This is a genomic window from Streptomyces sp. NPDC059875 (genome assembly GCF_042731085.1).
Taxonomy (GTDB): domain Bacteria; phylum Actinomycetota; class Actinomycetes; order Streptomycetales; family Streptomycetaceae; genus Streptomyces.
Genome location: NZ_JBHWJZ010000012.1, coordinates 112,766 through 137,354 on the forward strand (window position 1 = coordinate 112,766; position 24,589 = coordinate 137,354).

Sequence of the window (24,589 nt, forward strand, 5' to 3'; positions counted from 1 at the left end):
TGCTGCCGGTGTTCCGGCGGAGCAAGAACGTACCTGCTGTGATCGGTCGCGTACGCAGAGTTTGGCTACAAATCGGATATCTCGCGCGCGATCTGCCATGAACTGCCATCCTTTGCGGCGGCGTGCCGCCGTAGCCGTTGACGCGCACGGGCGTTGAACCATGCGGAGAGACGGAACGTGTCTTCTCAGGAGCGAGGAGGGTCCCTTGTTGGAGATCGGATCGCAGTCGACCGCACGCCACGTACCCACCCCGGACGCCAGCGCCCCGCACGACACCCCCTGCGACCTGGTGACCGTGCCGGTCCGGCAGGGCCTGGAGGCCGTCGACATCCTGCGCCGCGGCGGGGCTCCCGCGGTCGGCCCCGTGCTGCACGACGGGGCCTGCGACACCCTCGGCTTCCTGGTCCCGCCCGGCACGGCGGAGGCCTGGGACATGCCGGGCAGCGCCTGTACGCAGACCTCGGGGCGCGGCCTGCGCATCCCCGAACTGCCGGAGCTCCCCGAACCGGCCGGTGACGCGCCCCGCCCCGCCGGCTGGCTGCTGCCGCCCGGGGACACCGGCGAGGTCACCGACCCGGCGGTGCTCCGCGAGGCCCTCGGACAGGCGGCCCGGCTGATCGAGGCGGCCGACGGCTGCCGCTGAGCGGGCGGGGCACCGCCGCGAGCGCCGATAATGGGGCTCGTGGCCAGGAACAGAACGCGTGAGAGGGCGGCAGCAGCCGTCGCCGTCGTCGAGACCGTCGACGGCGGACTCGCGGAGCTCATACCCGACCGGGAGCGGCCCCGCGGCTGGACGCTGCTGATCGACGGCGCCCCGCAGTCGCACGTGGACCTCGACGACCCGGCCCATCTCTCCTTCGAGTACCAGCGGCGCCTCGGCCACATCGCCGACCTCGCCGCCCCGCCGAACTGGCCGCTGCAGGTCGTCCATCTCGGCGGCGGAGCCTTCACGCTCGCCCGCTACATCGCCGCCACTCGGCCCCGCTCCACCCAGCAGATCGTGGAACTCGACGGGTCACTGGTCCAGCTCGTCCGCCGCGAGCTGCCCCTCGACACGACAGCCCGGATCCGGGTCCGGTCCACCGACGCCCGCGCGGGGCTCTCCAAGGTCCAGGACGGCTGGGCGGACCTGATCATCGCCGACGTCTTCAGCGGCGCGCGTACGCCCGCCCATCTGACCAGCACGGAGTTCCTCACCGAGGTCCGCCGGGCGCTGAGGCCCGGCGGGTTCTACGCCGCCAACCTGGCCGACGGCCCGCCGTTGACCCATCTGCGCGGCCAGATCGCGACCGCCGCCACCGTCTTCCCCGAGCTGGCCCTGACGGCCGATCCGACCGTGCTGCGCGGCCGCCGCTTCGGCAACGCCGTGCTGCTCGCCTCCGACCGGGAACTGCCGGTCGCCGAGCTGACCCGCCGGGTGGCGACGGACCCGCACGCCGGCCGGGTGGAACACGGCCGGGCGCTCGCCGACTTCACCGGGGGAGCGGCGCCGGTCACCGACGCGAGCGCCAAGCCCTCTCCCGTACCGCCGGCGTCCGTGTTCAGATAGCGCGCTCCTCGATCTCCACCCGGGGCGCGGTGTCGTGCCAGACACAGAAGACCGACAGCTCGCGGCCGTCCTGGGTGAACGTGACCCGGATCCAGGTGGGTTGCTTCCAGACCTGCATCTGCCAGCCCGAGGACGGCGTCGCGGAGACCAGCTCGGCCGAGCTCTTGCCGAGGTCGAACACGACCCGGCCGCCGTCCACGGCGTAGCTCTTCACGCTGCCGGCGGCCGGAGCGACGGTCGAGGGGGAGCCGCTGGGCTTGCGCGAGGGGGTCGTGGACGGCGTGGGAGTGGCGCTCGCACTCGTACTCGGCGTGGCGGAAGGGCTCTGCGGCCGTGGGGTGGAGGAGGACATCGGGTCGCCGATCTCGCCGGCCGGTGTGTCGGTGGTCCCGGCCGGAATGGGCAGCGCGCGCGGCGGGTCGTAGACCGTACCGGCCAGTACCGTGTGCACACCCCACCACGACAGCGTGACCGCCGCGCCCGTGGCGAGCGACCACGCCATGGCGTGAACAAGTCCTCTACGCATCCGGGCCATACTGCACCACCGCCCGCGGAGACGTCCCCGAGGGTCCGCGTTCCCTCGTATGGCGTACGGTGCGGGCCATGGCAAGTGTGCTCGTGGTCGAGGACGACCAGTTCGTGCGCTCGGCCCTCATCCGGCATCTGACCGAGGCCTCCCACACCGTACGGAGCGTCGGCACGGCCCTGGAGGCGCTGCGCGAGGTCGCCCATTTCCGTTTCGACGTGGTCATCCTGGACCTCGGACTGCCCGATCTGGACGGGTCCGAGGCGCTGAAGATGCTGCGCGGCATCACCGACGTACCGGTGATCATCGCGACCGCGCGGGACGACGAGACGGAGATCGTCCGGCTCCTCAACGACGGCGCGGACGACTACCTCACCAAGCCCTTCTCCGTGGAGCACCTGTCGGCGCGGATGGCCGCCGTGCTGCGGCGCTCGCGCGCTGCGGCCGGGGAGGCGCCGCCGTCGCGGGTGACCCAGGTCGGCGGTCTCTCGATCGACCCCCTGCGGCGGCAGGCCGAGCTCGACGGGACCAGGCTCGACCTGACCCGCCGGGAGTTCGACCTGCTGGCCTTCCTCGCCGGGCGGCCGGGGGTGGTCGTGCCGCGCAAGGAACTGCTCGCCGAGGTGTGGCAGCAGTCCTACGGGGACGATCAGACCATCGACGTACATTTGTCGTGGCTTCGGCGGAAGTTGGGTGAAACGGCCGCCCGGCCCCGCTATCTGCACACGCTGCGTGGGGTGGGCGTGAAGCTGGAGCCGCCGCGGGAGCCGCAGCCGTGAGATGGGCCCTCGTCAAGGTGTCGCTGGCCGTCACCGCCATGGTCGTCGTCGCCTTCGCCGTACCGCTCGGGCTCGTCGTCAAGGAGATGGCGCGCGACCGGGCCTTCTCCAACGCCGAGCGGCGCGCCGCCGGGCTCGCGCCCGTGCTCGCGATCACCACCGACCGCGACGAACTCGACCGGGCGGTGGCCACCACCGAGGACGGGGCCGCCGGGCGGATGGCCGTCCATGTCCCGGCAGTCGACGAGCCGGGCGGGAAGGGCCTGGAGATCGGCACCCGCCGGGCGGACGAGAACGATCTGCGGACCACCCGGGAACTGGGGCGGGCCACCATCGCCGAGGTGGAGGGCGGCTCCGTGCTGCTCCAGCCGACGGCGCTCTCCTCCGGACAGGTCGCCGTCGTCGAGCTCTTCGTCCCCGAGGGCGAGGTCACCAACGGGGTCGCCACCGCCTGGCTGGTCCTCGCCGGCGTCGGCATCGCCCTGATCGTCGGCTCCGTCGCCGTCGCCGACCGGCTCGGCGTCCGCATGGTCCAGCCCGCCCAGCGGCTCGCGGGCGCGGCCCACGACCTGGGTGAGGGTCGGCTCGGCGCGCGCGTCCCCGAGGAGGGGCCGCCGGAGCTCAAGTCGGCTGCGATCGCCTTCAACTCGATGGCCGACCAGGTCGTCCAGCTCCTCGCCAACGAGCGCGAACTGGCCGCCGACCTCTCCCACCGGCTGCGCACCCCGCTGACCGTGCTCCGGCTCAACGCGGCTTCGCTCGGCTCAGGCCCCGCGGCCGAGCAGACCAGGGCCGCCGTCGAGCAGTTGGAGCGCGAGGTCGACACCATCATCCGCACGGCGCGGGAGGCCAAGCCGCAGACCCAGGCCACCGGCCCGGGCGCGGGCTGTGACGCCTCCGAGGTCGTACGGGAGCGGATGGACTTCTGGTCCGCGCTCGCCGAGGACGAGGGCCGCAAGGTACGGGTGGCGGGCATCGACCGCCCGGTACGGATCCCGGTCGCCCGGCCCGAACTCGTCGCCGCGCTCGACGCCTTGCTGGGCAACGTCTTCCGCCACACCCCCGAGGGGACGGCCTTCTCGGTCGACGTCCACAACGGTGACGACGCCGTCATCGTCCTGGTCTCCGACGCCGGTCCGGGTATCGCCGACCCGGCTGCCGCGCTGGCCCGCGGCAACAGCGGCCACCGCGACGGCTCCACGGGTCTCGGCCTGGACATCGTGCGGCAGATGGCCGAGGCGACGGGCGGCGACGTGCGGATCGGGCACTCGGTGCTCGGTGGCACGGAGGTCCGCATCTGGATCGGTCTGGACGGCCGCCGCTCCGGCGGCGGTTCGGGTGTCCGCCGGGGCCAGCGGGGGCGCCGGAAGAGGCCGTCCGCAGCGAGGGTCCGGTAGGTAGACCGCCCCGGGGTGCCGGCGCGAGGCCTTCCCCTGCGGAACAGATGCCCACAACCGGGGCGGGGCGCGGTCCCAACCTTTCCCCGTTCCGATGGCTTCCTTAAGCGGAGCCTAAGGATCCCCAACCGCGGCCCTCTCGTGGGCATTTGTCCGTTTGTCGGTCGCTAGCGTGCTGCCCGCACCCCACCCCCACCCCCGGCACACAGAGGCAGGCACGCGATGGGCACCAGTTCGCACCGGCGCAGGGCGAGCGGCAGGACCAAGGTCATCGGCGCGGTCGTCGCGGCGGCCGTGATCGGGGGCGCGGCGTTCGCGCTCACGGGCACCGCCCAGGCCGCGGCGGTCGGCGCCGCGTACACCAGGACCAGCTCCTGGAACGGCGGCTACACGGGCCAGTACGTCGTGACCAATGAGACCTCCAGCGTCCAGTCGGGGGGCTGGACGCTGGAGTTCGACCTGCCCGCCGGGACGACCATCGGCTCCCTGTGGAACGGCGAACACACCGTTTCGGGCCGGCACGTCACCGTGAAGCCCGCGAGCTGGAACAAGGAGCTCGCCCCCGGCCAGTCCGTCACCGTCGGCTTCGTGACCTCGGCGGCCGGGGAGGCGGGCGATCCCGCCAACTGCCTGATCAACAAGGCCACCTGCTCCGTCGGCGGCGCCACCCCGACGCCCAGCGGCCGGCCCACCGAGCAGCCCACCGCGACCGCGACGGCCACTCCGAGCCAGACCGCCACGACGGGCCCGACCACGGCCCCGACGACCTCGGCCCCGACCACCCCCACCCCGACGGCGACCGCCACCGGCACCCCGGGCGCCGTCGCGAAGTTCGCGCCCTACATCGACACCTCCCTCTACCCGTCGTACGACATGCTCGCGACCGCCGACGCCACCGGCGTGAAGGAGTTCAACCTCGCCTTCATCACCTCCGGCGGCTCCTGCGCCCCGCTCTGGGGCGGTGTCACCGACCTCGCCAGTGACAAGGTGGCCTCCCAGATCGGCGCCCTGCGGGCCAAGGGCGGCGACGTCCGGGTCTCCTTCGGCGGCGCCGCCGGCCACGAGCTGGCGCTCAACTGCTCGTCCGCCGCCGACCTCGCCGCCGCCTACGGCAAGGTCGTCGACCAGTACAAGCTCACCAAGGTCGACTTCGACATCGAGGGCGCGGCCCTGCCGGACACCGCCGCGAACACCCGCCGCTCGCAGGCCATCGCCCAGCTCCAGAAGTCCCACCCCGGCCTGAACGTCTCCTTCACCCTGCCGGTCATGCCGGAGGGCCTGACCCAGCCCGGCGTGGACCTCCTCGCCGACGCCAGGAAGAACGGTGTCCGCGTCGACGCCGTCAACATCATGGCGATGGACTACGGACCGGCCTACAGCGGCGACATGGGCCAGTACGCGATCCAGGCCGCGACCGCCACCCAGGCCCAGATCAAGGGTGTCCTCGGGCTGTCCGAAGCGGCCGCCTGGAAGGCCGTCGCGGTCACCCCGATGATCGGCGTCAACGACGTCACGACCGAGATCTTCAAGGTCGAGGACGCCGGCGAGCTGGTGGACTTCGCGAAGTCCAAGGGCATCGGCTGGCTGTCGATGTGGTCCTCCACCCGCGACAAGCAGTGCGCGGCCGGCGCGGTGAACCACGCGGACGCCACCTGCTCCTCGATCCTCCAGCAGCCGCTGGCCTTCACCAAGGCGTTCGCCGCCTACAAGTAGGCCACCCCTCCCCCCCACACGCGCGCTCCGGCCGGACCACCCCACCCCCGGCCGGAGCGCGCCCCTTTCCCACGATCGTCGTCTCCTGCGCTACGGCGTCGTGACGAGGGGGCGCGGCGCGGTCCCCATGCCGCTGCCCAGGTAGAAGCTCGGATGCGGGGGCTGGTTGTAGGCGGTGTTCTGCCAGGCCAGCCCCGTGCGGTACATGGTGTCGTGCAACAGCGTGGTGATCTTCGTGCTCGTCTCGTACGGCGTCGAGTGGATCCGCAGCGCGCGGTTGTCCGCCGTGCGCCACACCACCTCCTCGCGCCAGTCGCCGAGGATGTCCCCGGACAGCGCGGGCGTGGCCTTCGTGCCGTTGTTGGAGGCCACCGAGACGCCGGTGAGCAGCCGGGTCTCGCCCGCCGTCCCGTACTTGTCGATACGGGTGCCGTCCAGGAGCTCGCGGGTGGTGTCGCCGTCCCACCAGCTCAGGAAGTTCGCGGACGAGGGCTCACGGCCCTTGGCGGCCCCGCCCTCGTCCCGTATCGAGGTGTCCGACGCCGACCAGACCTCGGCGCCGTCGTTCCCGGCGTAGACGTCCCCGGCGACCCCGCGCCCGTTGTCGCAGCAGGCACCGAGCTGCCAGCGGACGGTGCCGTTCGCCGGGTCGACGTACAGCTCGGCGGGCTGGGAGGACGACTCCGAGACCTTGAAGTACTCCAGGCCCGCCGTTCCCGGGTCGAGGTCGCCGAGGTGCTGGGCGTCGCCGTGCCCGGTCCTGGTCGTCCAGAGGCCGTTGCCGTTGTCGTCGACGGCCATCGACCCGTACACGATCTCGTCCCTGCCGTCGCCGTCCACATCGCCGACGGACAGACTGTGCGAGCCCTGCCCGTCGTACCCCTTGCCGGTGTTGGTGGAGGAGCTGCTGTCGAAGGTCCAGCGTCGTGTGAACCGCCCGTCGCGCCAGTCCCACGCGGTGATCACGGACCGGGTGTAGTAGCCCCGCGCCATGACGAGCGAGGGCCGGGCTCCGTCCAGGTACGCGGTCCCGGCGAGGAACCGGTCCACCCGGTTGCCGTAGCCGTCGCCCCACGAGGAGACGGTGCCGCGAGCCGGCACGTAGTCGGTGGTGCCCAGCGCCGCGCCGGTGAGCCCGTCGAACATGGTCAGGTACTCGGGCCCGGCCAGGACGTACCCGCTGCTGTTGCGGTGGTCGGTGGAGGCGCTGCCGATGACCGTGCCGAGTCCGTCGACGGTCCCGTCGGCGGTCTTCATGGCGACCTCGGCCCGGCCGTCGCCGTCGTAGGTGCGAGGCGCTTGCGGGTACTGCACGAATCCTCCTGGGGAGAGAGCCGTTGCGTACCTCACAGTGGTCGCCGCGCCGGGATTGGTTGCCCGGAACGACCGAGGCCCCGGTTCGTGTGAACCGGGGCCTCGATCTTCAGGGTGAGTAACGGGACTCGAACCCGCGACATCCTGGACCACAACCAGGTGCTCTACCAGCTGAGCTATACCCACCACGACCGGCGGTTTTCCCGAAGGTTTCCCCGACCGGCCGAGAAGAAGTCTACAGGGTCCGAGCGGGTGCTCGCGCCCGCATTCGCCGCGGTGACGTCAGAGGGGCGTCAGGGGGCGTCAGGGGGCGCGAGCGGGGCGTGAGCCGCGCGCGAGTCGGCGTGGCCGCGCGGTGCCGCGGCTACTCGCCGGGCAGGACGTGGCGCGCGGCGATCTGCTTCGCCGTGTCCGAGTCCGGTCCGGGCTGCGGGACGAAGATCGCCTCGCGGTAGTAGCGCAGCTCGGCGATGGACTCGCGGATGTCGGCCAGGGCGCGGTGGTTGCCGCTCTTCTCCGGACTGTTGAAGTACGCCCTCGGGTACCAGCGGCGGGCCAGCTCCTTGACCGAGGAGACATCGACGATCCGGTAGTGCAGGTGGTTCTCCAGCGCCGGCATGTCCCGCGCGAGGAAGCCGCGGTCGGTGGAGACCGAGTTTCCGCACAGGGGCGCCTTGCCCGGCTCCTTGACGTGCTCGCGCACATAGGCGAGGACCTGCGCCTCGGCGTCGGCGAGGGTGGTTCCGCCGGGCAGGGCGTCGAGGAGGCCGGAGGACGTGTGCATCCGGCGCACGATCTCGGGCATGGTCTCCAGCGCCGCCTCCGGCGGGCGGATCACGATGTCCACCCCTTCGCCGAGCACGTTCAGTTCCGAGTCGGTGACCAGTGCGGCCACCTCGATGAGTGCGTCGTCCGTCAGCGAGAGCCCGGTCATCTCGCAGTCGATCCACACCATGCGATCGTTCATGCGTCCTACCTTAGGGGGTGGCCCGGTGATCGGGCCCTGCTTGCGGTGCGTACGCCGACGGGCGCCGCGGGGAGGTGTCCCCGGGGCGCCCGTCGGTTTCACGGTGCGCGGCTCGTGGCGCGCGGTCGGCCGGCCCCTAGGGGGCGCTGCGCTGGCCCGGCAGGGCCGGGCGGCCGGAGGCGTACACGTCGGACGGCGGCTTGCCCGGCTCCAGCGGTCCGCCGGGACGCCGGGCGACCGGCGAGACCTGCGAGGGCACCACCGGGTCGAGCACCGTCGTCGCCGTCTCGGCCTGCGGGCGCCGGGCCCGGTAGGCCGCCCGGTAGGCGGCCGGCGAGGAGCCGAGCTGGCGGCGGAAGTGGCCGCGCAGCGCCACCGGGGAGCGGAAGCCGCAGCGGCCCGCGACCTCGTCGACCGAGTAGTCGGAGGTCTCGAGCAGCCGCTGCGCCTGCAGCACCCGCTGGGTGATCAGCCACTGCAGGGGAGCGCTGCCGGTGAGCGAACGGAACCTTCGGTCGAAGGTCCGCCGTGACATGTACGCGCGGGCCGCGAGGGTCTCCACGTCGAACTGCTCGTGGAGGTGCTCCAGGGCCCAGGCGACGACCTCCGCGAGCGGGTCGGCGCCGATCTCCTCTGGTAAAGACCTGTCGAGGTAGCGCTCCTGGCCGCCGCTGCGCCGCGGCGGGACGACCAGGCGGCGCGCCAGGGCGCCCGCGGCCTCCGTGCCGTGGTCGGTCCGCACGATGTGCAGACACAGGTCGATTCCGGCCGCGGTGCCGGCCGATGTCAGTACGTCCCCGTCGTCGACGAAGAGCTCCCGCGGGTCCACATGGACCGACGGATAGCGCTTGGCGAGCGTCGGCGCGTACATCCAGTGTGTGGTCGCCGGTCGGCCGTCCAGGAGTCCGGCGGCGGCCAGGACGAACGCCCCGGTGCACAGCCCGACGATCCTGGCCCCTTCCTCGTGTGCCCGGCGCAGCGCGTCGAGCGCCTCCGGCGGCGGCGGCGAGGTGATCGACCGCCAGGCCGGTACGACGACGGTGCCGGCCCGGCTGATCGCGTCCAGGCCGTACGGCGCGGTGAGTTCGAGTCCCCCTGTGGTCCGCAGGGGGCCCTCCTCGCCGGCGCACACCAGCAGTCGGTAGCGCGGCACGCCGGCGTCCTGCCGGTCGATTCCGAACACGGAGAGCGGGATGGAGCTCTCGAAGATGGGGCCGCCGCTGAACAGCAGCACCGCGACGACTTCGCGACGGCGGCGTCCGGAAAGCTTCCGTGCCGCCTCCGGTGCGGCGGAGTCCTGGCTCATGACGCTAAGCCCCCCTCGGTGTTCGCGTCTCCCTGGTCCTGTCGCTCCTGCACGTTTCCCCTCGGTTTTGCACGAGACCCCAGTCTTCGATACTCATGATCGAATCTACTGTGTTCCGTGGCGCCGGCGTGACAAGTTCTCCATCCGGCACATTGTCGACAAGGCAACTTGGCGCGAAGCATTCGATCAGGAAGCGTTCCACTCGCGGGCCGCGCAGGGAAGTGCGCCGTGCGTGCATGGCCCGTCCCCGTAGGGTGTGAGCGCCCGCGGCGGGGCTTTCATCCCTGGTGACAACGGGGTTGAGGGGGCATTCCGCCAAGGACTCGCCGGTAAGTGGAAGTTGGCTGAAAACATACGGGTGTGGGTGTGCGAACCTGTCAGCTCTACGGGGGGTGCCTCAACTCCGGCGGGTGTTTCGACCGCCCTGGGAGCGGCGCGACCGGGGCCGCCCGGTCTCGGCGCGCAGACCGCGTTCCGCGCGGCGCAGCAGCACCCGGCACACCGCCGTCACCGCGGCGAGCCCGAGCGCCGTCCCGGCCGCCCCGCCCAGCGAGGTGCCGTAGACGACGAGGACGACCGGAACGAGGACGCAGCAGAAGACCGCCCAGCGGACGACGTCGCCCGCCGACTCCGCCGCCGCGCTCGCAGACGGCTCCGGGGACGGCGCGGACTGCCGGCGCGGGGGGCGGTGACCGCCGTGCGTCGGAGCGGGGGCGGACACGGGGGTGGCGGCGGCCGATGGTGCGGGCACGGGCGGGGCTCCCTGCGACGGTGACTGGACCTGTGGCAACGAGGAGCGGAACGTTCCGGTCACTGCGAGTGGCGTCCGTTCGGCCCCGTACGGACACCTGTAGGACACATCCGGCATTGCCATATCGGGACGGGCTCGTGCATGCTCCCTGGGACGCCGCGCGATCGCCTTGTGTGGCCACGACGGCTCTGGGCAGGAGAGGAGTGTCGCCGTACCCTTGGGGGTATGGGCTTGGGAAGATGATTCCCGGACACTGCTCCGCCGCCAACCGTTGTTCCGTACGACGTTCTCAATCGTTCCCTCTCCACCAGGATCTTCTTCGCCGAGACACCGATGGCCGGTCACGAATTCCCCGAACCCGCGGACCGCAAGCGCGTCGCCGACTCCACGGTCGACCCCCTCGCGGTGGAACAACCACGTCACTCCTGTGATCCCGCCTTCCGGCACGGAGTCGTCGTCGGCTTCGACGGCTCGACGTCCAGTGAGCGGGCGCTCGCGTACGCCATCGGCATGGCCCGCCGCTCCGGCTCCGGCCTGATCATCGTGCACGTCGCCAACCGGCTGCCCACGACCGTCTGGGCGGGCTGCGAGCCGCCGGTCTTCGTCGACGTGCCGGACCACCGCACCGAGGTGCTCGGCCTGGAGCTCGCCTGCGCCGACTACCTCGCCGAGGTCCCGTGGATCCTCGTCGAGCGCGGCGGGGACATCTGCCACGAACTGGAGGAGGTCGGCCGGGAGTACTCGGCCGACGCGATCGTGGTCGGCTCCACGCACGGCATCGTCGGCCGGATCTTCGGCTCGGTGGCCGGACGCCTCGCGAAGCGCGCACAGCGCCCCGTGATCGTCATCCCGTGATCGTCACTCCCTGAGCTCCATCTTCTCGACGCTTCGTCAACTCCCTTGGTACGGCGATAATTTTCGCCGTCGACAGGTGATTTGTGCGCTTGTGAAGGGTACTTAAAGGTCACCGGAACAAGCAGCTCACGCAGCACAACTGCCCACTTGAAGGGAGCCCGCCGTGGACAACGAAGTCGCCGCGGGAAACACCACCTCCACTCTCGGCCACCTCGCGCTCGGACTGACCCTGCTGGCCTTCGGCATCGGCAGCACCGGTGTGATCGACAACGTCGCGGCGTCCGATGCCGCAGCCCTCGCCACCTGGGTCGGCGGGGTGGCGCTCTTCCTCGTCGGTCTGCTCGCCCTGCGCGCCGGCAACGGCGGTTCGGGCACGGCCTATTCGGCGCTCGGCGCCTTCTGGTTCACCTGGGGGACCGGAGTGGGCGACGGCGGCTCGGCCGAGGCGACCGGTCTCTTCCTGCTGCTGTGGGCGCTGCTCGCGCTCACACTGACCATGGCGTCCGCGGGCAGCGGTCTGTTCGGACAGGGCGTGTACGGGCTGCTGTTCGTCGCGCTGCTGCTGCTCGGCATCGGTGCCCTCGCCGACAACGGCGGACTGGCCAAGGCGGGCGGCTGGGTCGCCGCGGTCGCCGGACTCGCGGCCTGGTACGGCGCGACGGCGGCGGTCGCCAACTGGCCGACCTCACTGAAGAGCGCCGCGGGCCGGGGTGTGACGGCCGCCGGCTGACGCGGGCCCGCGCGGGCCCCGGGGCGGGGCCGTGGGGCCCGCGCACGAAAGCGATCCCCTGTGCACAGGTGGCGTGCACAGGGGATCGCTGTGTGTCCGGCCGGGCGTCCGGCCCTCCGGGGACAGGTCCGGAAAGCGGGCGGACGGGCTTTCCCGGCCGTGGTCGAGAGCTCCGGGGTGACAGGCCCCGGGATTCCCCCAAGCTCTCGGCTTCGCTCGAGCTGGGGGACCCCCAGCTACTCGACCGTGACGGACTTGGCCAGGTTGCGCGGCTTGTCGATGTCGCGGCCCATGGCGAGCGCCGTGTGGTAGGCGAGGAGCTGGAGCGGGATGCCCATCAGGATCGGGTCCAGCTCGTCCTCGTTCTTCGGCACGACGATGGTGTGGTCGGCCTTCGCCTGCGGCTGGTGCGCGACCGCGAGGATGCGGCCGCTGCGGGCCTTGATCTCCTCCAGGGCGGCGCGGTTCTTCTCCAGCAGGTCGTCGTCGGGGACGATCGCGACCGTCGGCAGCGCCGGCTCGATCAGCGCGAGCGGGCCGTGCTTCAGCTCGGAGGCCGGGTACGCCTCGGCGTGGATGTAGGAGATCTCCTTGAGCTTCAGGGAGGCCTCCAGGGCGACGGGGTAGCCCCGCACGCGGCCGATGAACATCATCGACTGGGCGCCGGCGTACTCCGCGGCGATCTTCTTGATCTCGTCCTCGGTCTCGAGGATCTCGCTGATCTGCCCGGGCAGCTTGCGCAGGCCCTCGATGATCCGCTTGCCGTCGGTGACCGACAGGTCGCGGATGCGGCCGAGGTGCAGGGCGATCAGCGCGAAGGCGGTCACCGTGTTGGTGAAGCACTTGGTGGAGACGACGCAGACCTCGGGGCCGGCGTGCACGTACACGCCGCCGTCGGCCTCGCGGGCGATGGCGGAGCCGACCACGTTGACGACGCCGATGACGCGGGCGCCCTTGCGCTTGAGCTCCTGCACGGCGGCCAGCACGTCGTACGTCTCACCGGACTGGGAGACGGCGATGTAGAGGGTGTCGGGGTCCACGACCGGGTTGCGGTAGCGGAACTCCGAGGCCGGCTCGGCGTCGGCGGGGATGCGGGCCATGGACTCGATGAGCCCGGCGCCGATGAGGCCGGCGTGGTACGAGGTGCCGCAGCCGAGGATCTTGATCCGGCGGATGGTGCGGGCCTCGCGGGCGTCGAGGTTCAGGCCGCCCAGGTGGACGGTGGAGAAGCGGTCGTCGATCCGGCCGCGCAGCACGCGGTCGACCGCGTCGGGCTGCTCGGAGATCTCCTTGTGCATGTACGTGTCGTGACCGCCCATGTCGTAGGAGGCGGCCTCCCACTCCACGGTCTCCGGGGTGGCCGTCGTCGACGCGCCCGAGGTCGTGTACGTGCGGAAGTCGTCGGCCTTGAGGGTGGCCATCTCGCCGTCGTCGAGGGTGACGACCTGGCGGGTGTGGGCGATCAGGGCGGCGACGTCGGAGGCGACGAACATCTCCTTCTCGCCGATGCCGAGGACGACCGGGGAGCCATTGCGGGCCACCACGATGCGGTCGTTGAAGTCGGCGTGCATGACGGCGATGCCGTAGGTGCCCTCGATGACCTTGAGCGCCTCGCGGACCTTCTCCTCCAGGGTGGTGGCCTGGGAGCGGGCGATCAGGTGGGTGATGACCTCGGTGTCGGTCTCGGAGGCGAAGACGACGCCGTCCGCCTCGAGCTTGGCACGCAGCTCCTGGGCGTTGTCCACGATGCCGTTGTGGACGACCGCGACCTTGTTCTCGGGGTCCAGGTGCGGGTGCGAGTTGATGTCGCTCGGCGCGCCGTGGGTGGCCCAGCGGGTGTGGGCGATGCCGGTGGTGCCGGTGAAGCGCTTGGGGACACGGGCCTCCAGGTCACGGACCCGGCCCTTGGCCTTGACCATCTTCAGGCCGGCGGCCTTCGGGCTGGTGATGACGATGCCCGCGGAGTCGTAACCCCGGTACTCCAGCCGCTGCAGGCCTTCCAGCAGCAGCGGGGCGACGTCGCGCTTTCCGATGTAACCGACAATTCCGCACATAAAGGTGTAACCCCTCCAAGGTAGTGGGCGTGCTCAGCCGTAGACGATGCGGCGCAGCTGCCGGAGCGAGAGCTCCGGTGGCGCCACGGCGCGGTGCGGCAGCTCGGCCGCGATGCGTTCGAAGATCTCGGCGTTCACGGCGCCACCGGACTGCAGCTCGCGGTGGCGGCGGCGGACGAACGCCTCGGTCGACTCGTCGAAGTACGCCAGCACGTCGAGGATCACCCGGGCGGCCTCACCGCGCTGCAGCGCGGTGCTGCGCACCAGGTGGTCGATGAGGTCGTCATGTGACGGGCGGCGTTCGAGCACCCGTGAATACTGAGGGGTACCCGGGGGACTTCGCAAGAATCCTGCCCGAAATCGGGCAGACCCTTCCATGATCGCGGCATCCGAGGGTGAAATTGGTCTACACCTTGACCGCAGAAGTGGTCCACGGTACGCATGGTGACTGTTCGGATACGCATATCCACAGCCGCGAAGTCCATCGAAGGGGACCATGTCTGTGAGACAGCGCAGAACGCTTCCTCGTCTGCTCGGCGCCCTGCTGCTCCTTGCGGCGGCCGGCATCTCCTGTGTCGGAGCCGCCCCCACGGCCCACTCCGCCGCCGAACCCTCGCTCCGCCCGCTTGGCCAGATCGTTCCCGCCCCCGCCTCCGTGGCACCCGGTGGACAGCCGTACACGATCACCGCCGCCACGCGCATCCGGGTCGACGAGGACTCCCGCCAGTCCCGCGCCGTCGCCGACTACCTCGCCGGGCTCCTCCGCCCCTCGACCGGTCACCCCCTGCCCGTCGTCGACGAGTACGAGGCGGTCGGCGGCATCCGGCTCCGCCTCACCCGGGACGCCGCGCTCGGCGACGAGGGCTACCGGCTGCAGTCGGGCCGCAGCGGCATCACCCTCACCGCGCACCGCCCCACCGGGCTCTTCCGCGGCGTCCAGACCCTGCGCCAGCAGCTCCCTGCGGCCGTCGAGAAGAGGACCGTGCAGCCCGGGCCCTGGCAGATCGCGGGCGGCACGATCACCGACACCCCGCGCTACGCCTACCGCGGGGCGATGCTCGACGTCTCCCGCCACTTCCTCACCGTCGACCAGGTCAAGCGCTACATCGACCAGCTCGCGCTCTACAAGATCAACAAGCTGCACCTGCACCTCTCCGACGACCAGGGCTGGCGCATCGCGATCGACTCCTGGCCCCGGCTCGCCACCTACGGCGGCTCCACCCAGGTCGGCGGCGGACCCGGCGGGTACTACACCAAGGACGACTACAAGGAGATCGTGCGGTACGCGGCCTCCCGCCACCAGGAGGTCGTCCCCGAGATCGACCTGCCGGGCCACACCAACGCCGCCCTCGCCTCGTACGCCGAGCTGAACTGCGACGGCGTCGCCCCGCCGCTCTACACCGGCACCAACGTCGGCTTCAGCTCCCTGTGCGTGCCGAAGGAGGTCACGTACGACTTCGTGGACGACGTGATCCGCGAGCTCGCCGCGCTGACCCCGGGGAAGTACCTCCACATCGGCGGCGACGAGGCGCACTCCACGACCCACGTGGACTACGTCGCCTTCATGGACAGGGTCCAGCCGGTCGTCGCGAAGTACGGCAAGACCGTCATCGGCTGGCACCAGCTGACCGGCGCCGCGCCGGCCCAGGGCGCGCTCGCGCAGTACTGGGGACTCGACCGCACGAGCCCCGCGGAGAAGGAGCAGGTCGCCGCGGCCGCGCGGAACGGCACCGGACTGATCCTCTCGCCCGCCGACCGGGTCTACCTCGACATGAAGTACACCAAGGAGACCAAGCTGGGCCTGGCCTGGGCCGGCTACGTCGAGGTGCAGCGCTCCTACGACTGGAACCCGGCGGCCTACCTGCCGGGCGCGCCCGCGGAGGCGGTCAAGGGCGTCGAGGCGCCGCTGTGGACGGAGACCATCTCCACGGACGCCCACATCGACCAGATGGCCTTCCCGCGGCTGCCGGGCGTGGCGGAGCTCGGCTGGTCCCCGGCGGAGACGCACGACTGGGAGCGGTACAAGGTGCGGCTCGCGGCGCAGGGGCCGCGGCTGACGGCGCTCGGGATCGACTTCTACCGGTCACCGCAGGTCCCCTGGCCCACGGCAGAGTAGAACGGAGCGCGGGCCGGGCGGAGGACCGTATTCCGCCCGGCCCGCGCCGGTCTGTGGGACGAACTACCGCGCGAACCGCGCGATCGGATTCACCAGGTCGCCGACGAGCTGGAGCGCCGCCGACGGGTCCGCCAGGTCCACCATCTGCTTGTTGTTGCGCAGCTGGAGGCGGTTGAGGGCGGAGAGCGCGAAGGTCTCCGCGAACACGTCGTACTGCGCGAACTTCTCCGCCAGCTCCGGCTTCGACTCCTGGTAGCCGCGCACGCACTCCGCCACCGTCCGCCAGAAGTCGTCCTCGTCGAGCACGCCCTCCGCCGCCAGCGTCGCCGCGAGGAAGCGGAAGAAGCAGTCGAAGACGTCCGTGAAGATCGACAGCAGCTTCATGTCCTCGGGGACCTCGGCGCGGATCCGCTCCACCGCCGGCGGCAGGACCGCCGCCGGGTCCATCACGCAGATCTCCTCGGCGATGTCCTTGAAGATCGCCCGGGAGACCGCGCCGCGCTCGTCGAGGGCGAGGATCACGTTCTCGCCGTGCGGCATGTAGACCAGGTCGTACGCGTAGAAGCTGTGCAGCACCGGCAGCAGGTACGCGTCCAGATAGCCGCGCAGCCACTGCGTCGGAGCCAGGCCCGAGTCCTTGATCAGGGCGCCGGCGAACGACGCGCCCGCGTGGTCGACATGGAGCAGCGAGGCCATCGTCGCGAGCCGCTCGCCGGGCGCCAGGGAGGCCACCGGCGACTCGCGCCAGAGCGCGGCGAGCATCTTGCGGTAGGGGGAGTAGCGGTCGGTGGCCGCCTCGTACTCCAGGTGCCGGTAGCCGACCGCCGCCCGCTCGCGGATGATCGAGAAGCGCGCCGCGGCGAAGACGGAGTCGGCCTCGATCAGCCCGGCCAGCCAGTCGTTGATCGCCGGGGTCGCCTCCATGTACGCGGCCGAGAGCCCGCGCATGAAGCCCATGTTGATGACCGACAGCGCCGTCTTGACGTAGTGCTTGGCCGGATCCGCCGTGTTGAAGAACGTACGGATCGACTGCTGGGCCAGGTAGGCGTCGTCGCCCTCGCCCAGGTAGACCAGGCGCTCCTGGGCGACCTCGGCGGCGAAGGTCACCGACAGCTTGTTCCACCACTGCCAGGGGTGGGCCGGCATGAGCAGGTAGTCGGCGAGGTCGAGACCCCGCTCGGCGAGGATCGCGGCGAAGCCGTCGACCGCCGTGTCGCCCAGCTCGGCGCGGATGAACGCGTCGTACTCGATGTCCGCGCCGGCCGTGAAGGTGGTGCGGTCGCGGCGCGCCGCCAGCCAGATCAGGTGGATCGGCGCGGCGGCCTCGGGCGCGTAGGCGCGGAACTCGTCCACGCCGAAGCCGAGCCGGCCGTTGTTGGCGACGAAGCAGGGGTGGCCCTCGGTCATCCCGGTCTCGATCGCCTGGAAGTCCGCGCGCGCCAGCTCCGCGGCGGTGACCCGCGGCTTGGTCGACTTGAACGCCGTACCGGCCAGGGTGGAGGAGATCTCCTCCAGGTAGACCGGCAGGATCTCGTCGCTCAGGCCGAGCGAGCCGCGCAGCTCGGTGACGAACTGCAGGGCGTCCAGGGGGAGCTGCTCGTCCCCGCGGTGGCGGCTGATCGACTCGGGGTAGACCTGCCAGTGGTCGAGCGCGAAGCGGTCGGCGGTGAAGCGGTACTCGGTCGCGCCGTCATCGCTGAGGACCCGGTAGCGGCTCTCCCCGAGCTCCTGCGGGTTGAGCAGGCGCTCGTGGGCGAACTCGGCGAGGCCCTTGCGGATCAGCGCGCGGTTGGCGTCCGCCCAGCGGGCGGGGGTGAGGTGGGCTACGGGGTTCATATGCTCACTCCCACGGCGGCTTCGAACTGGGCGCGGGTGCAGAAGGACAGCAGCGCCTTCTTCTCCGGCTTCTGGATCTCGCGCTCGGGCACGAAGCCGACGGCCTCGTTGAGCGCGTGGACGGCCTTGTTGTCCACGTCCGGCTCGACGACGACGCGCTCGGTCGCCGGGTCGTCGAACAGTTCGCGCATCACGGCGGTGATCACGGCGCGGGTGAAACCGTGCACGGGGGTGTCGGTGGGCGCGACGAGGAAGTGCATGCCGACGTCGCCCGGCCGGGGGTCGTACAGGCCGACCAGCTCCAGCTGGGAGGGGTCGTACCGCTCCATGAGGATCGCGGGCACCTCGTCCACGAGGCCGATGAACGCCTGGTGGTGCGGGTTCGCGGCGAACGCCATGTACTCGCGCTCGACGTCCTCCAGTTTCGCGTCCTGCATCATCCAGAAGGCGGCCTTGGGGTGCGTGACCCAGGTGTGGATGAGCTCGGCGTCCGCGAGGGGATCGAGGGGGCGGAAGCGGATGGTCATACGGCGAACTCCTGGAACGCGATGGTCTTCTCGACGGGGTAGTAGTCGTAGCCCAGCATCGCTCCGATGATGTACGCGTTGCGGTACGCGCCCATGCCCAGGTCGGGCGAGGTGATGGAGTGCGTGTGCACGGCGGCGTTCTGCAGGAAGACGCCGCGGCCCGTCGTGTCGATCGAGTAGTTGCGGGCCACGTCGAAGCGGCCCTGCCCGTCCCACAGGAGACGGTCCTCGACCGGCTTCAGGAAGGCCGGGACGGCGTACTTGTAGCCGGTGGCGAGGATCAGACCCTCGGTCTCCACCGTGAAGTCCTTCTCCTGCTCCTCCTGGTGGAAGCCGAGGGTGTACGTGCCGCTGGTGTCGTCGTACGCGGCGGAGTGCAGGGCCGAGTTGGTGAGCAGCCGGGTGGGGACCGGGCCGGCCAGGTTCTTCTGGTAGAGCAGGTCGAAGATGGCGTCGATCAGCTCGCCGTCGATGCCCTTGAACAGGTTCTTCTGCTGGCTCTCCAGGCGGTAGCGGGTCTGCTCGGGCAGCGCGTGGAAGTAGTCCACGTACTCCGGCGAGGTCATCTCCAGCGTGAGCTTGGTGTACTCCAGTGGGAAGAAGCGCGGGGAGCGGGTCACCCAGTTGAGCCGGTAGCCGTGGACGTCGATCTCGGAGAGGAGGTCGTAGTAGATCTCCGCCGCGCTCTGGCCGCTGCCGACCAGGGTGATCGACCGCTTCTTCTGGAGCGCTTCCTTGTTCTGGAGGTAGCGCGAGTTGTGGATCAGGTCGCCGCCGAGGCCCTGGCAGGAGTCGGGGACGTACGGCGGGGTGCCCGTGCCGAGCACGATGCGGCGGGCGCGGAACGTCTCTCCGGCCTCGGTCGCCACCACGTACTCCTCGCCGGCCTCGTCGTACGAGACGGACGCGACGGTCGTGGAGAAGCGGATGCTGCTCAACTTGGCGGCGGCCCAGCGGCAGTAGTCGTTGTACTCCGTCCGCAGCGGGTAGAAGTTCTCGCGGATGTAGAAGGAGTAGAGCCGGCCCTTCTCCTTCAGATAGCTGAGGAAGGAGTACGGGGAGGTCGGGTCCGCGAGCGTCACCAGGTCCGACATGAACGGGGTCTGGAGGTGGGCGCCCTCGAGGAACATCCCCGAGTGCCACTCGAAGTCCGGCTTGGACTCCAGGAAGAGGCCGTTCAGCTCGTCGATGGGCTCGGTCAGACAGGCGAGGCCGAGGTTGAACGGACCGAGCCCGATGCCGATGAAGTCGTACGTGTCGGGGGTATCAGGCGTTGACAAGGGTCTCTCCAAGGTACTGCTCGGCGTGGCCGGCTATCAGATCGAGGACGGCGGCGATGTCGGCCAGGGTCGTCTCGGGGTTGAGCAGGGTGAACTTCAGGTACTGGCGGCCGTCGACCTTGGTCCCGGCGACGACGGCCTCGCCGGAGGCGAAGAGCGCCTTGCGGGCGTAGAGGTTGGCGCGGTCGATGTCCGCGGGCGAGGTGACGGCCTCGGGGATGTAGCGGTAGACGAGCGTGGACAGCTGCGGCTGGACGACCACGTCGTAGCGCGGGTCGGCGGCGAGCAGCTCGAAGCCGGCCGCGGCCAGGTCGCAGACCTCGTCGAAGAGCTCCCCGACGCCGTCGGCGCCCATCACGCGCAGCGTCATCCACAGCTTGAGCGCGTCGAAGCGGCGGGTCGTCTGCAGCGACTTGTCGACCTGGTTCGGGATCTGCAAGGCGACCGTGGGGGTCCCCCCTGCTCGAGCGGAGCCGAGAGCTTGGGGGAGCGGGTTGAGGTAGTCCGCGTGGTACGTCGCGTGGCGCAGCGTGGCCCCGTCCCGGACGAGGACGGCGGAGGAACTCACCGGCTGGAAGAAGGACTTGTGGTAGTCGACGGTGACCGAGTCGGCGCGCTCGATGCCCTCCAGGAGGTGGCGGCGGGTGAGCGAGGCGAGGAGTCCGCAGCCGTAGGCCGCGTCGACGTGCATCCAGGCGCCGTACTCGTCGGCCAGGGCAGCGATCTCGGGCAGCGGGTCGATCGAGCCGAAGTCCGTGGTGCCGGCGGTGGCGACGATCGCCATCGGGGTCAGGCCCTCGGCGCGGCAGGCCTCCAGCTCGGCGGCGAGGACGACGGACTGCATCCGCTTGGTGCGGTCGACCGGGATGGAGATGACGGCGTCGGCGCCGAGGCCGAGGAGGCCGGCGGACTTCTGGACGCTGAAGTGGCTGCAGTCGGAGGTGAAGATCCGCAGCTTGGACAGGTCCTTCGTCTTGGCCTCCTCGCGGGCGAGGAGCAGGGCCTGGAGGTTGGACTGCGAACCGCCGCTGGTGAACACGCCGTCGGCGCCCGGGCCGAAGCCGATGCGGCCGGTGGTCCAGTCGATGAGCTTGCGCTCGATGAGGGTGCCGCCCGCGCTCTGGTCCCAGGTGTCGAGCGAGGAGTTGACCGCCGAGAGGACGGCCTCGCCGAGGACGGCGGGGATCACGACCGGGCAGTTGAGGTGGCCCAGGTAGCGCGGGTGGTGGAAGTAGACGGCGTCGCGGAGGTAGACGCTCTCCAGCTCGTCGAGCGCGGCGGAGGAGTCGCCGAGCGGCTTGTCCAGGTCGACGGCGTCGATCGTGGGGGCCAGCTCGGCGGGCGTGACACCGGTGAACGGTCGTCGCGTCGTGGCGAGTTTGTTCGCCACCCGCTCGACTCCTTCGGTGACGGAGCGCCGGTAGCTCTCCGCCGTGGCGTCGTTGAGCAGGTGCGAGCGCATGAGGGGGGTCCTCCCGGGGACGGAGACTCGATCGGTTCGAAGTAAGGTTAGCCTAACCTAACTTTGAACGCGCAACGACCCCCCACCCGGGACGGGGTGAGGGGTCGTCGTGCGTGAGAGGCGTGCCGGTGGGGCGTTCGCGTGAGGCGTGCGGGTAAGGCGTTCGCGTGAGGCGTGCGTGACCGCTACGCGTCTTCCTGCGTCTCGTCCGGCACCTCGCGCAGGGCGTCCTCGGACAGTCCCTTGCGCCAGTAGCCGACGAACGTGACCCGGCGGCGTTCGAGTTCGCGCTCCCGCACGAAGTGGCGACGCAGCGCCTTCACCGCCCCGGACTCGCCCGCGATCCAGACGTACGGAGCCCGGCCCGGCAGCTCGGCGGCGCGCACCGCGTCCACGGCGGAGGGCGCCCCCTCCTCCCGTACCAGCCAGGTGATCGTGGCGTCGGCCTCGGTCGCGAGCTCCAGGCGGTCGCCTGAGAAGGGGACTTCGAGGTAGACGTGGGCCCGGGTCTCGGCCGGCAGCCACTCCAGGATCGCCGAGGCGGCCGGCAGGGCCGTCTCGTCCGCCCAGATGAGGACGGAGTCGGCGTCGGCGGGGAGCTGGAACCGCACGCCGGTGTTCTCGGCGATCGCCGGTCCGAGCACGACCACCCGGTCACCGGGCTTGGCGTGCTGCGCCCAGCGGCAGGCGGGGCCACCGTCCTCGTGCAGCGCGAAGTCGATGTCGACCTCGGCCGGTTCGGTCCGCTGCTCGCGGACGGTGTACGAGCGCATCACGGCCCGCTCGTCGTCCGGCATCGCGCGCCAGGCGCCCAGGATCGCGTACATGTCCGGGTTGTCCAGCGGCGGCAGGACGGGGGCCTCCTGACCGGGGTGCGGCAGGAAGAGTGAGAGCGACTGGTCGCGCCCGCCGGCGGCGAAGGACTTGAGGTCCTCGCCGGTGAAGGTGACCCGGACCAGGGACGGGCCGAGCCGCCTCGTCCGGTCGACCTGGAGCGAGAAGAACTGGAACGGGGCGGTCTCGGCGTTCGTCATGGGTCAGGACACCTTCTTCGCGTTCTCCAGGGCCTTCGCCAGGTCCTCCAGGAGCGGGGCGCACTTGGCGTAGGAGTAGATGGGCTCGGTCACGCGCGGGATGACCTGGCCGGCCTTGACGGCGGGCAGCGCGGCCCAGGTCGGCTTGGCCTTCAGGGCCTCGGGCTGCAGGGCCGAGGTCCGGTTGTCGAGCATGATGATGTCGGCCTGGTACTTGTCGACGTTCTCCCAGCTCAGGCCCTCGAACCAGCCGCCCTGGTCCAGCTTGGTGGGAACGACCAGGTTGACGCCCAGCTCCTTGAAGTAGAGCGTGTCCGTCGGCCGGACCGGGGTGGAGACGTAGAACAGGTCGGGGGAGCCGGAGCCGATCAGGACCTTGATGTCCTTCTTGCCCTTGGCGGCCTGGCGGACGCGCTCGGCGGCCGCCTCGAAGCGGGCCTTGTCGGCCAGGATCTGCTTGGTCTTGACGTCGGCGCCCAGCGAGGCGGCGAGGTCGGCGTGGCGCTGGAGCACGGCCGGCATCGACTTGTCGGAGGCCCACAGGGCGACGCTCGGGGCGACCTTGAGGATCTTGTCCTTCTGCTCGGCCGGGACGTACCAGAGGTCGTTCTTCTCCCACATGTCCGTGATGAGGAGCTCGGGGTTGAGCTTGAGGTACTCCTCGATCTTGAACTCGCCCCAGACGTTGCCGATGACCGTGACCTTGTTGATGTCGAGGTCGCCGGCCTGGACGTCCGGCTTCTTCTCCTTGGTCTTCGGGTCCTCGACGTACGTCGGACCGAAGACGCCCTTGACCTCGATGCCGAAGTCCTTGAGCGCGGCGGCCATTCCGGTGAAGGCGACGATGTTCTTCGGGGTGGACTTCGCCTCGACCGCCGTGCCGCGGTCGTCGGTGAACTTCCAGGGGCCGGCCTTCTCGGAGGCGCCGGAGGAGGCGCTGTCCTTGGTCTCGGTGCCGCAGGCGGCGAGCGCGGCGCCGAGCCCGAGGGCGCTGCCCGCGGCGAGCAGACCGCGACGGGTGAGATGGGTGGCTCGGGCGTTGCTGGGCATGGCGAAGTCGCTTTCGGTACGTGCCGGGGTCGGCCTGGGCAGGTTGAAGGTAGGTTAGCCTAACCTCATGTCGATCAGTAGGGGCGGGCCCTGGGCTGTACGTCACATGCCAGAGGCATGCGAAAGCCCGTCACCCCGGGCGGAGTGACGGGCTTTCGGGTGAACTGTCGTCCGGTCAGGCGGAGAGGCCCAACTCCCGGGCGATCAGCATCCGCTGGACCTCGCTCGTGCCCTCGCCGATCTCCAGGATCTTGGAGTCGCGCCACATCCGGGCCACCGGATACTCGTTCATGAAGCCGTAGCCGCCGTGGATCTGGGTGGCCTCACGGGCGTTGTCGACGGCCACGGTGGACGAGTACAGCTTCGCCAGGGCCGCCTCCTTCTTGAACGGCTCGCCGAGCACCAGGCGCGAGGCCGCGTCGCGCCACCCGATGCGGGCCATGTGCGCCCGCATCTCCATGTCCGCGATCTTGAACTGGATGGCCTGGTTGTCGCCGATCGGCCGGCCGAAGGCGTGACGTTCCTTCGCGTACTTCACCGACTCGTCGACACAGCCCTGCGCGAGCCCGGTCGCCAGCGCCGAGATCGCGATCCGGCCCTCGTCGAGGATCCGGAGGAACTGCGCGTAACCGCGGCCCTCTTCGCCGAGCAGGTTCGCGGCGGGCACGCGGACGTCGTCGAAGGACAGCTCGCGGGTGTCCGAGGCGTTCCAGCCGACCTTGGAGTAGGGGGCGGCGACCGTGAAGCCGGGGGTGCCGGAGGGGACGATGATCGAGGAGATCAGGGGGCGGCCGTCGGGCTTGCGGCCGGTGACGGCCGTGACGGTGACCAGACCCGTGATGTCCGTACCGGAGTTGGTGATGAAGCACTTCGAGCCGTTGATGACCCAGTCGTCGCCATCGCGTATGGCGGTGGTGCGGGTGCCGCCGGCGTCGCTGCCCGCGCCGGGCTCGGTCAGGCCGAAGGCGCCCAGGATCTCGCCGCTGCACATCCGCGGCAGCCACTCCTGCTTCTGCTCCTCGGTGCCGAAGCGGTAGACCGGCATCGCGCCGAGCGAGACGCCCGCCTCCAGCGTGATGGCGACCGAGGAGTCGACGCGGGCGAGCTCCTCCAGCGCGATGCCGAGGGCGAGGTAGTCGCCGCCCATCCCGCCGTACTCCTCCGGGAAGGGCAGGCCGAACAGGCCCATGCGGCCCATCTCGCGGACGATCTCGTACGGGAACTCGTGGCGCTCGTAGTAGTCGCCGATCTTCGGAGCGACGACGTCGTGCGCGAACTCCTCGACAGTGCGGCGGAGTTCCTCGTGCTCTTCGGAGAGCCGGTGGTCGAGGGACATGGGTTTC

General features: G+C 70.8%; 22 protein-coding genes and 1 tRNA gene. 8 read left to right on the top strand and 15 right to left on the bottom strand.

Features of this window, described 5'->3' with window-relative positions:
• The first annotated feature begins 160 nt into the window (after positions 1-160).
• On the top strand, positions 161-643 hold the full coding sequence (locus ACFV9D_RS17210) for a hypothetical protein (RefSeq protein ID WP_385146245.1): 483 nt from the start codon (positions 161-163) through the stop codon (positions 641-643).
• 30 nt (positions 644-673) lie between these two features.
• Positions 674-1,549: a spermidine synthase gene (locus tag ACFV9D_RS17215; RefSeq protein ID WP_385146247.1), complete on the top strand. Its 876-nt coding sequence runs from the start codon at positions 674-676 to the stop codon at positions 1,547-1,549.
• Here ACFV9D_RS17215 and ACFV9D_RS17220 read toward each other — a convergent pair.
• Positions 1,542-2,084 (bottom strand): hypothetical protein, encoded by a 543-nt coding sequence (locus tag ACFV9D_RS17220; protein WP_385146249.1) that lies wholly within the window; start codon positions 2,082-2,084, stop codon positions 1,542-1,544. The genes ACFV9D_RS17215 and ACFV9D_RS17220 overlap by 8 nt on opposite strands.
• 68 nt (positions 2,085-2,152) lie before the next feature.
• Between ACFV9D_RS17220 and ACFV9D_RS17225 the strand changes: the two genes are divergently transcribed.
• The 3 genes from ACFV9D_RS17225 (at position 2,153) to ACFV9D_RS17235 (ending at position 5,964) form a co-directional block, all read left to right on the top strand.
• Positions 2,153-2,854 (top strand): response regulator transcription factor, encoded by a 702-nt coding sequence (locus ACFV9D_RS17225; protein ID WP_385146251.1) that lies wholly within the window; start codon positions 2,153-2,155, stop codon positions 2,852-2,854.
• Positions 2,851-4,251 (top strand): sensor histidine kinase, encoded by a 1,401-nt coding sequence (locus ACFV9D_RS17230; protein ID WP_385146253.1) that lies wholly within the window; start codon positions 2,851-2,853, stop codon positions 4,249-4,251. Before ACFV9D_RS17225 ends, ACFV9D_RS17230 begins: the two co-directional genes overlap by 4 nt.
• A 222-nt stretch (positions 4,252-4,473) precedes the next feature.
• Positions 4,474-5,964: a cellulose binding domain-containing protein gene (locus tag ACFV9D_RS17235; protein ID WP_385146255.1), complete on the top strand. Its 1,491-nt coding sequence runs from the start codon at positions 4,474-4,476 to the stop codon at positions 5,962-5,964.
• Between the two features lie 90 nt (positions 5,965-6,054).
• Here the strand turns inward: ACFV9D_RS17235 and ACFV9D_RS17240 are convergent, their stop codons facing one another.
• The 5 genes from ACFV9D_RS17240 to ACFV9D_RS17260 all read right to left on the bottom strand — a co-directional run bounded on the left by ACFV9D_RS17240 (position 6,055) and on the right by ACFV9D_RS17260 (position 10,302).
• Positions 6,055-7,278, bottom strand: a complete 1,224-nt coding sequence (locus ACFV9D_RS17240) for a hypothetical protein (protein WP_385146257.1) — start codon at positions 7,276-7,278, stop codon at positions 6,055-6,057.
• Between the two features lie 113 nt (positions 7,279-7,391).
• A tRNA-His gene (locus ACFV9D_RS17245) sits at positions 7,392-7,464 on the bottom strand.
• A 178-nt stretch (positions 7,465-7,642) separates the two neighbouring features.
• On the bottom strand, positions 7,643-8,245 hold the full coding sequence (orn, locus tag ACFV9D_RS17250; protein ID WP_385146259.1) for an oligoribonuclease: 603 nt from the start codon (positions 8,243-8,245) through the stop codon (positions 7,643-7,645).
• A gap of 136 nt (positions 8,246-8,381) precedes the next feature.
• Positions 8,382-9,551 (bottom strand): helix-turn-helix domain-containing protein, encoded by a 1,170-nt coding sequence (locus tag ACFV9D_RS17255; protein ID WP_385146261.1) that lies wholly within the window; start codon positions 9,549-9,551, stop codon positions 8,382-8,384.
• Between the two features lie 397 nt (positions 9,552-9,948).
• Positions 9,949-10,302 (bottom strand): hypothetical protein, encoded by a 354-nt coding sequence (locus ACFV9D_RS17260; RefSeq protein ID WP_385146263.1) that lies wholly within the window; start codon positions 10,300-10,302, stop codon positions 9,949-9,951.
• Positions 10,303-10,635: 333 nt separating this feature from the next.
• On the opposite strand from ACFV9D_RS17260, the gene ACFV9D_RS17265 reads away from it, so the two are divergent.
• Together ACFV9D_RS17265 and ACFV9D_RS17270 are read left to right on the top strand one after the other, a co-directional pair.
• Positions 10,636-11,157: a universal stress protein gene (locus ACFV9D_RS17265; RefSeq protein WP_137989180.1), complete on the top strand. Its 522-nt coding sequence runs from the start codon at positions 10,636-10,638 to the stop codon at positions 11,155-11,157.
• 163 nt (positions 11,158-11,320) lie between these two features.
• Positions 11,321-11,887, top strand: a complete 567-nt coding sequence (locus tag ACFV9D_RS17270) for a GPR1/FUN34/YaaH family transporter (protein WP_385146265.1) — start codon at positions 11,321-11,323, stop codon at positions 11,885-11,887.
• A 236-nt stretch (positions 11,888-12,123) separates the two neighbouring features.
• On the opposite strand, the gene glmS is transcribed toward ACFV9D_RS17270, so the two are convergent.
• Positions 12,124-13,941 (bottom strand): glutamine--fructose-6-phosphate transaminase (isomerizing), encoded by a 1,818-nt coding sequence (gene glmS, locus ACFV9D_RS17275; RefSeq protein WP_385146267.1) that lies wholly within the window; start codon positions 13,939-13,941, stop codon positions 12,124-12,126.
• 33 nt (positions 13,942-13,974) lie between these two features.
• Positions 13,975-14,250: a hypothetical protein gene (locus ACFV9D_RS17280; RefSeq protein ID WP_385146269.1), complete on the bottom strand. Its 276-nt coding sequence runs from the start codon at positions 14,248-14,250 to the stop codon at positions 13,975-13,977.
• Between the two features lie 187 nt (positions 14,251-14,437).
• Between ACFV9D_RS17280 and ACFV9D_RS17285 the strand changes: the two genes are divergently transcribed.
• Positions 14,438-16,057 carry a beta-N-acetylhexosaminidase gene (locus ACFV9D_RS17285; protein WP_385146271.1) on the top strand — a complete coding sequence of 540 codons (1,620 nt, stop codon included), beginning with the start codon at positions 14,438-14,440 and terminating at the stop codon, positions 16,055-16,057.
• Positions 16,058-16,120: 63 nt separating this feature from the next.
• Here the strand turns inward: ACFV9D_RS17285 and ACFV9D_RS17290 are convergent, their stop codons facing one another.
• The 7 genes from ACFV9D_RS17290 to ACFV9D_RS17320 all read right to left on the bottom strand — a co-directional run bounded on the left by ACFV9D_RS17290 (position 16,121) and on the right by ACFV9D_RS17320 (position 24,582).
• Positions 16,121-17,893, bottom strand: a complete 1,773-nt coding sequence (locus ACFV9D_RS17290) for an IucA/IucC family protein (RefSeq protein WP_385146273.1) — start codon at positions 17,891-17,893, stop codon at positions 16,121-16,123.
• Complete coding sequence (locus tag ACFV9D_RS17295) at positions 17,890-18,420, bottom strand: GNAT family N-acetyltransferase (protein ID WP_385146275.1); 531 nt, start codon at positions 18,418-18,420, stop codon at positions 17,890-17,892. The genes ACFV9D_RS17290 and ACFV9D_RS17295 overlap by 4 nt, the downstream gene beginning before the upstream one ends.
• Complete coding sequence (locus ACFV9D_RS17300) at positions 18,417-19,700, bottom strand: lysine N(6)-hydroxylase/L-ornithine N(5)-oxygenase family protein (protein WP_385146277.1); 1,284 nt, start codon at positions 19,698-19,700, stop codon at positions 18,417-18,419. The genes ACFV9D_RS17295 and ACFV9D_RS17300 overlap by 4 nt, the downstream gene beginning before the upstream one ends.
• Positions 19,687-21,162, bottom strand: coding sequence for a pyridoxal phosphate-dependent decarboxylase family protein (locus ACFV9D_RS17305; RefSeq protein WP_385146279.1), 1,476 nt, complete (start codon positions 21,160-21,162; stop codon positions 19,687-19,689). Before ACFV9D_RS17305 ends, ACFV9D_RS17300 begins: the two co-directional genes overlap by 14 nt.
• Before the next feature lie 185 nt (positions 21,163-21,347).
• The gene (locus tag ACFV9D_RS17310; RefSeq protein WP_385146281.1) at positions 21,348-22,196 is read right to left on the bottom strand and encodes a siderophore-interacting protein; all 849 of its coding nucleotides are present in this window, start codon (positions 22,194-22,196) and stop codon (positions 21,348-21,350) included.
• Between the two features lie 3 nt (positions 22,197-22,199).
• The gene (locus ACFV9D_RS17315) at positions 22,200-23,246 is read right to left on the bottom strand and encodes an ABC transporter substrate-binding protein (RefSeq protein ID WP_385146283.1); all 1,047 of its coding nucleotides are present in this window, start codon (positions 23,244-23,246) and stop codon (positions 22,200-22,202) included.
• Positions 23,247-23,421: 175 nt separating this feature from the next.
• Complete coding sequence (locus tag ACFV9D_RS17320) at positions 23,422-24,582, bottom strand: acyl-CoA dehydrogenase family protein (protein ID WP_385146285.1); 1,161 nt, start codon at positions 24,580-24,582, stop codon at positions 23,422-23,424.
• Between the last annotated feature and the right edge of the window lie 7 nt (positions 24,583-24,589).

Excerpts from the sequence above, each read along its gene's own strand:
- ACFV9D_RS17210 (WP_385146245.1), top strand. The coding sequence starts at position 161 with ATGCGGAGAGACGGAACGTGTCTTCTCAGGAGCGAGGAGGGTCCCTTG.
- ACFV9D_RS17215 (WP_385146247.1), top strand. The coding sequence starts at position 674 with ATGGGGCTCGTGGCCAGGAACAGAACGCGTGAGAGGGCGGCAGCAGCC.
- ACFV9D_RS17220 (WP_385146249.1), bottom strand. The coding sequence starts at position 2,084 with ATGGCCCGGATGCGTAGAGGACTTGTTCACGCCATGGCGTGGTCGCTC.
- ACFV9D_RS17225 (WP_385146251.1), top strand. The coding sequence starts at position 2,153 with ATGGCAAGTGTGCTCGTGGTCGAGGACGACCAGTTCGTGCGCTCGGCC.
- ACFV9D_RS17235 (WP_385146255.1), top strand. The coding sequence starts at position 4,474 with ATGGGCACCAGTTCGCACCGGCGCAGGGCGAGCGGCAGGACCAAGGTC.
- orn (WP_385146259.1), bottom strand. The coding sequence starts at position 8,245 with ATGAACGATCGCATGGTGTGGATCGACTGCGAGATGACCGGGCTCTCG.
- ACFV9D_RS17255 (WP_385146261.1), bottom strand. The coding sequence starts at position 9,551 with ATGAGCCAGGACTCCGCCGCACCGGAGGCGGCACGGAAGCTTTCCGGA.
- ACFV9D_RS17265 (WP_137989180.1), top strand. The coding sequence starts at position 10,636 with ATGGCCGGTCACGAATTCCCCGAACCCGCGGACCGCAAGCGCGTCGCC.
- glmS (WP_385146267.1), bottom strand. The coding sequence starts at position 13,941 with ATGTGCGGAATTGTCGGTTACATCGGAAAGCGCGACGTCGCCCCGCTG.
- ACFV9D_RS17285 (WP_385146271.1), top strand. The coding sequence starts at position 14,438 with ATGTCTGTGAGACAGCGCAGAACGCTTCCTCGTCTGCTCGGCGCCCTG.
- ACFV9D_RS17290 (WP_385146273.1), bottom strand. The coding sequence starts at position 17,893 with ATGAACCCCGTAGCCCACCTCACCCCCGCCCGCTGGGCGGACGCCAAC.
- ACFV9D_RS17295 (WP_385146275.1), bottom strand. The coding sequence starts at position 18,420 with ATGACCATCCGCTTCCGCCCCCTCGATCCCCTCGCGGACGCCGAGCTC.
- ACFV9D_RS17305 (WP_385146279.1), bottom strand. The coding sequence starts at position 21,162 with ATGCGCTCGCACCTGCTCAACGACGCCACGGCGGAGAGCTACCGGCGC.
- ACFV9D_RS17310 (WP_385146281.1), bottom strand. The coding sequence starts at position 22,196 with ATGACGAACGCCGAGACCGCCCCGTTCCAGTTCTTCTCGCTCCAGGTC.
- ACFV9D_RS17315 (WP_385146283.1), bottom strand. The coding sequence starts at position 23,246 with ATGCCCAGCAACGCCCGAGCCACCCATCTCACCCGTCGCGGTCTGCTC.
- ACFV9D_RS17320 (WP_385146285.1), bottom strand. The coding sequence starts at position 24,582 with ATGTCCCTCGACCACCGGCTCTCCGAAGAGCACGAGGAACTCCGCCGC.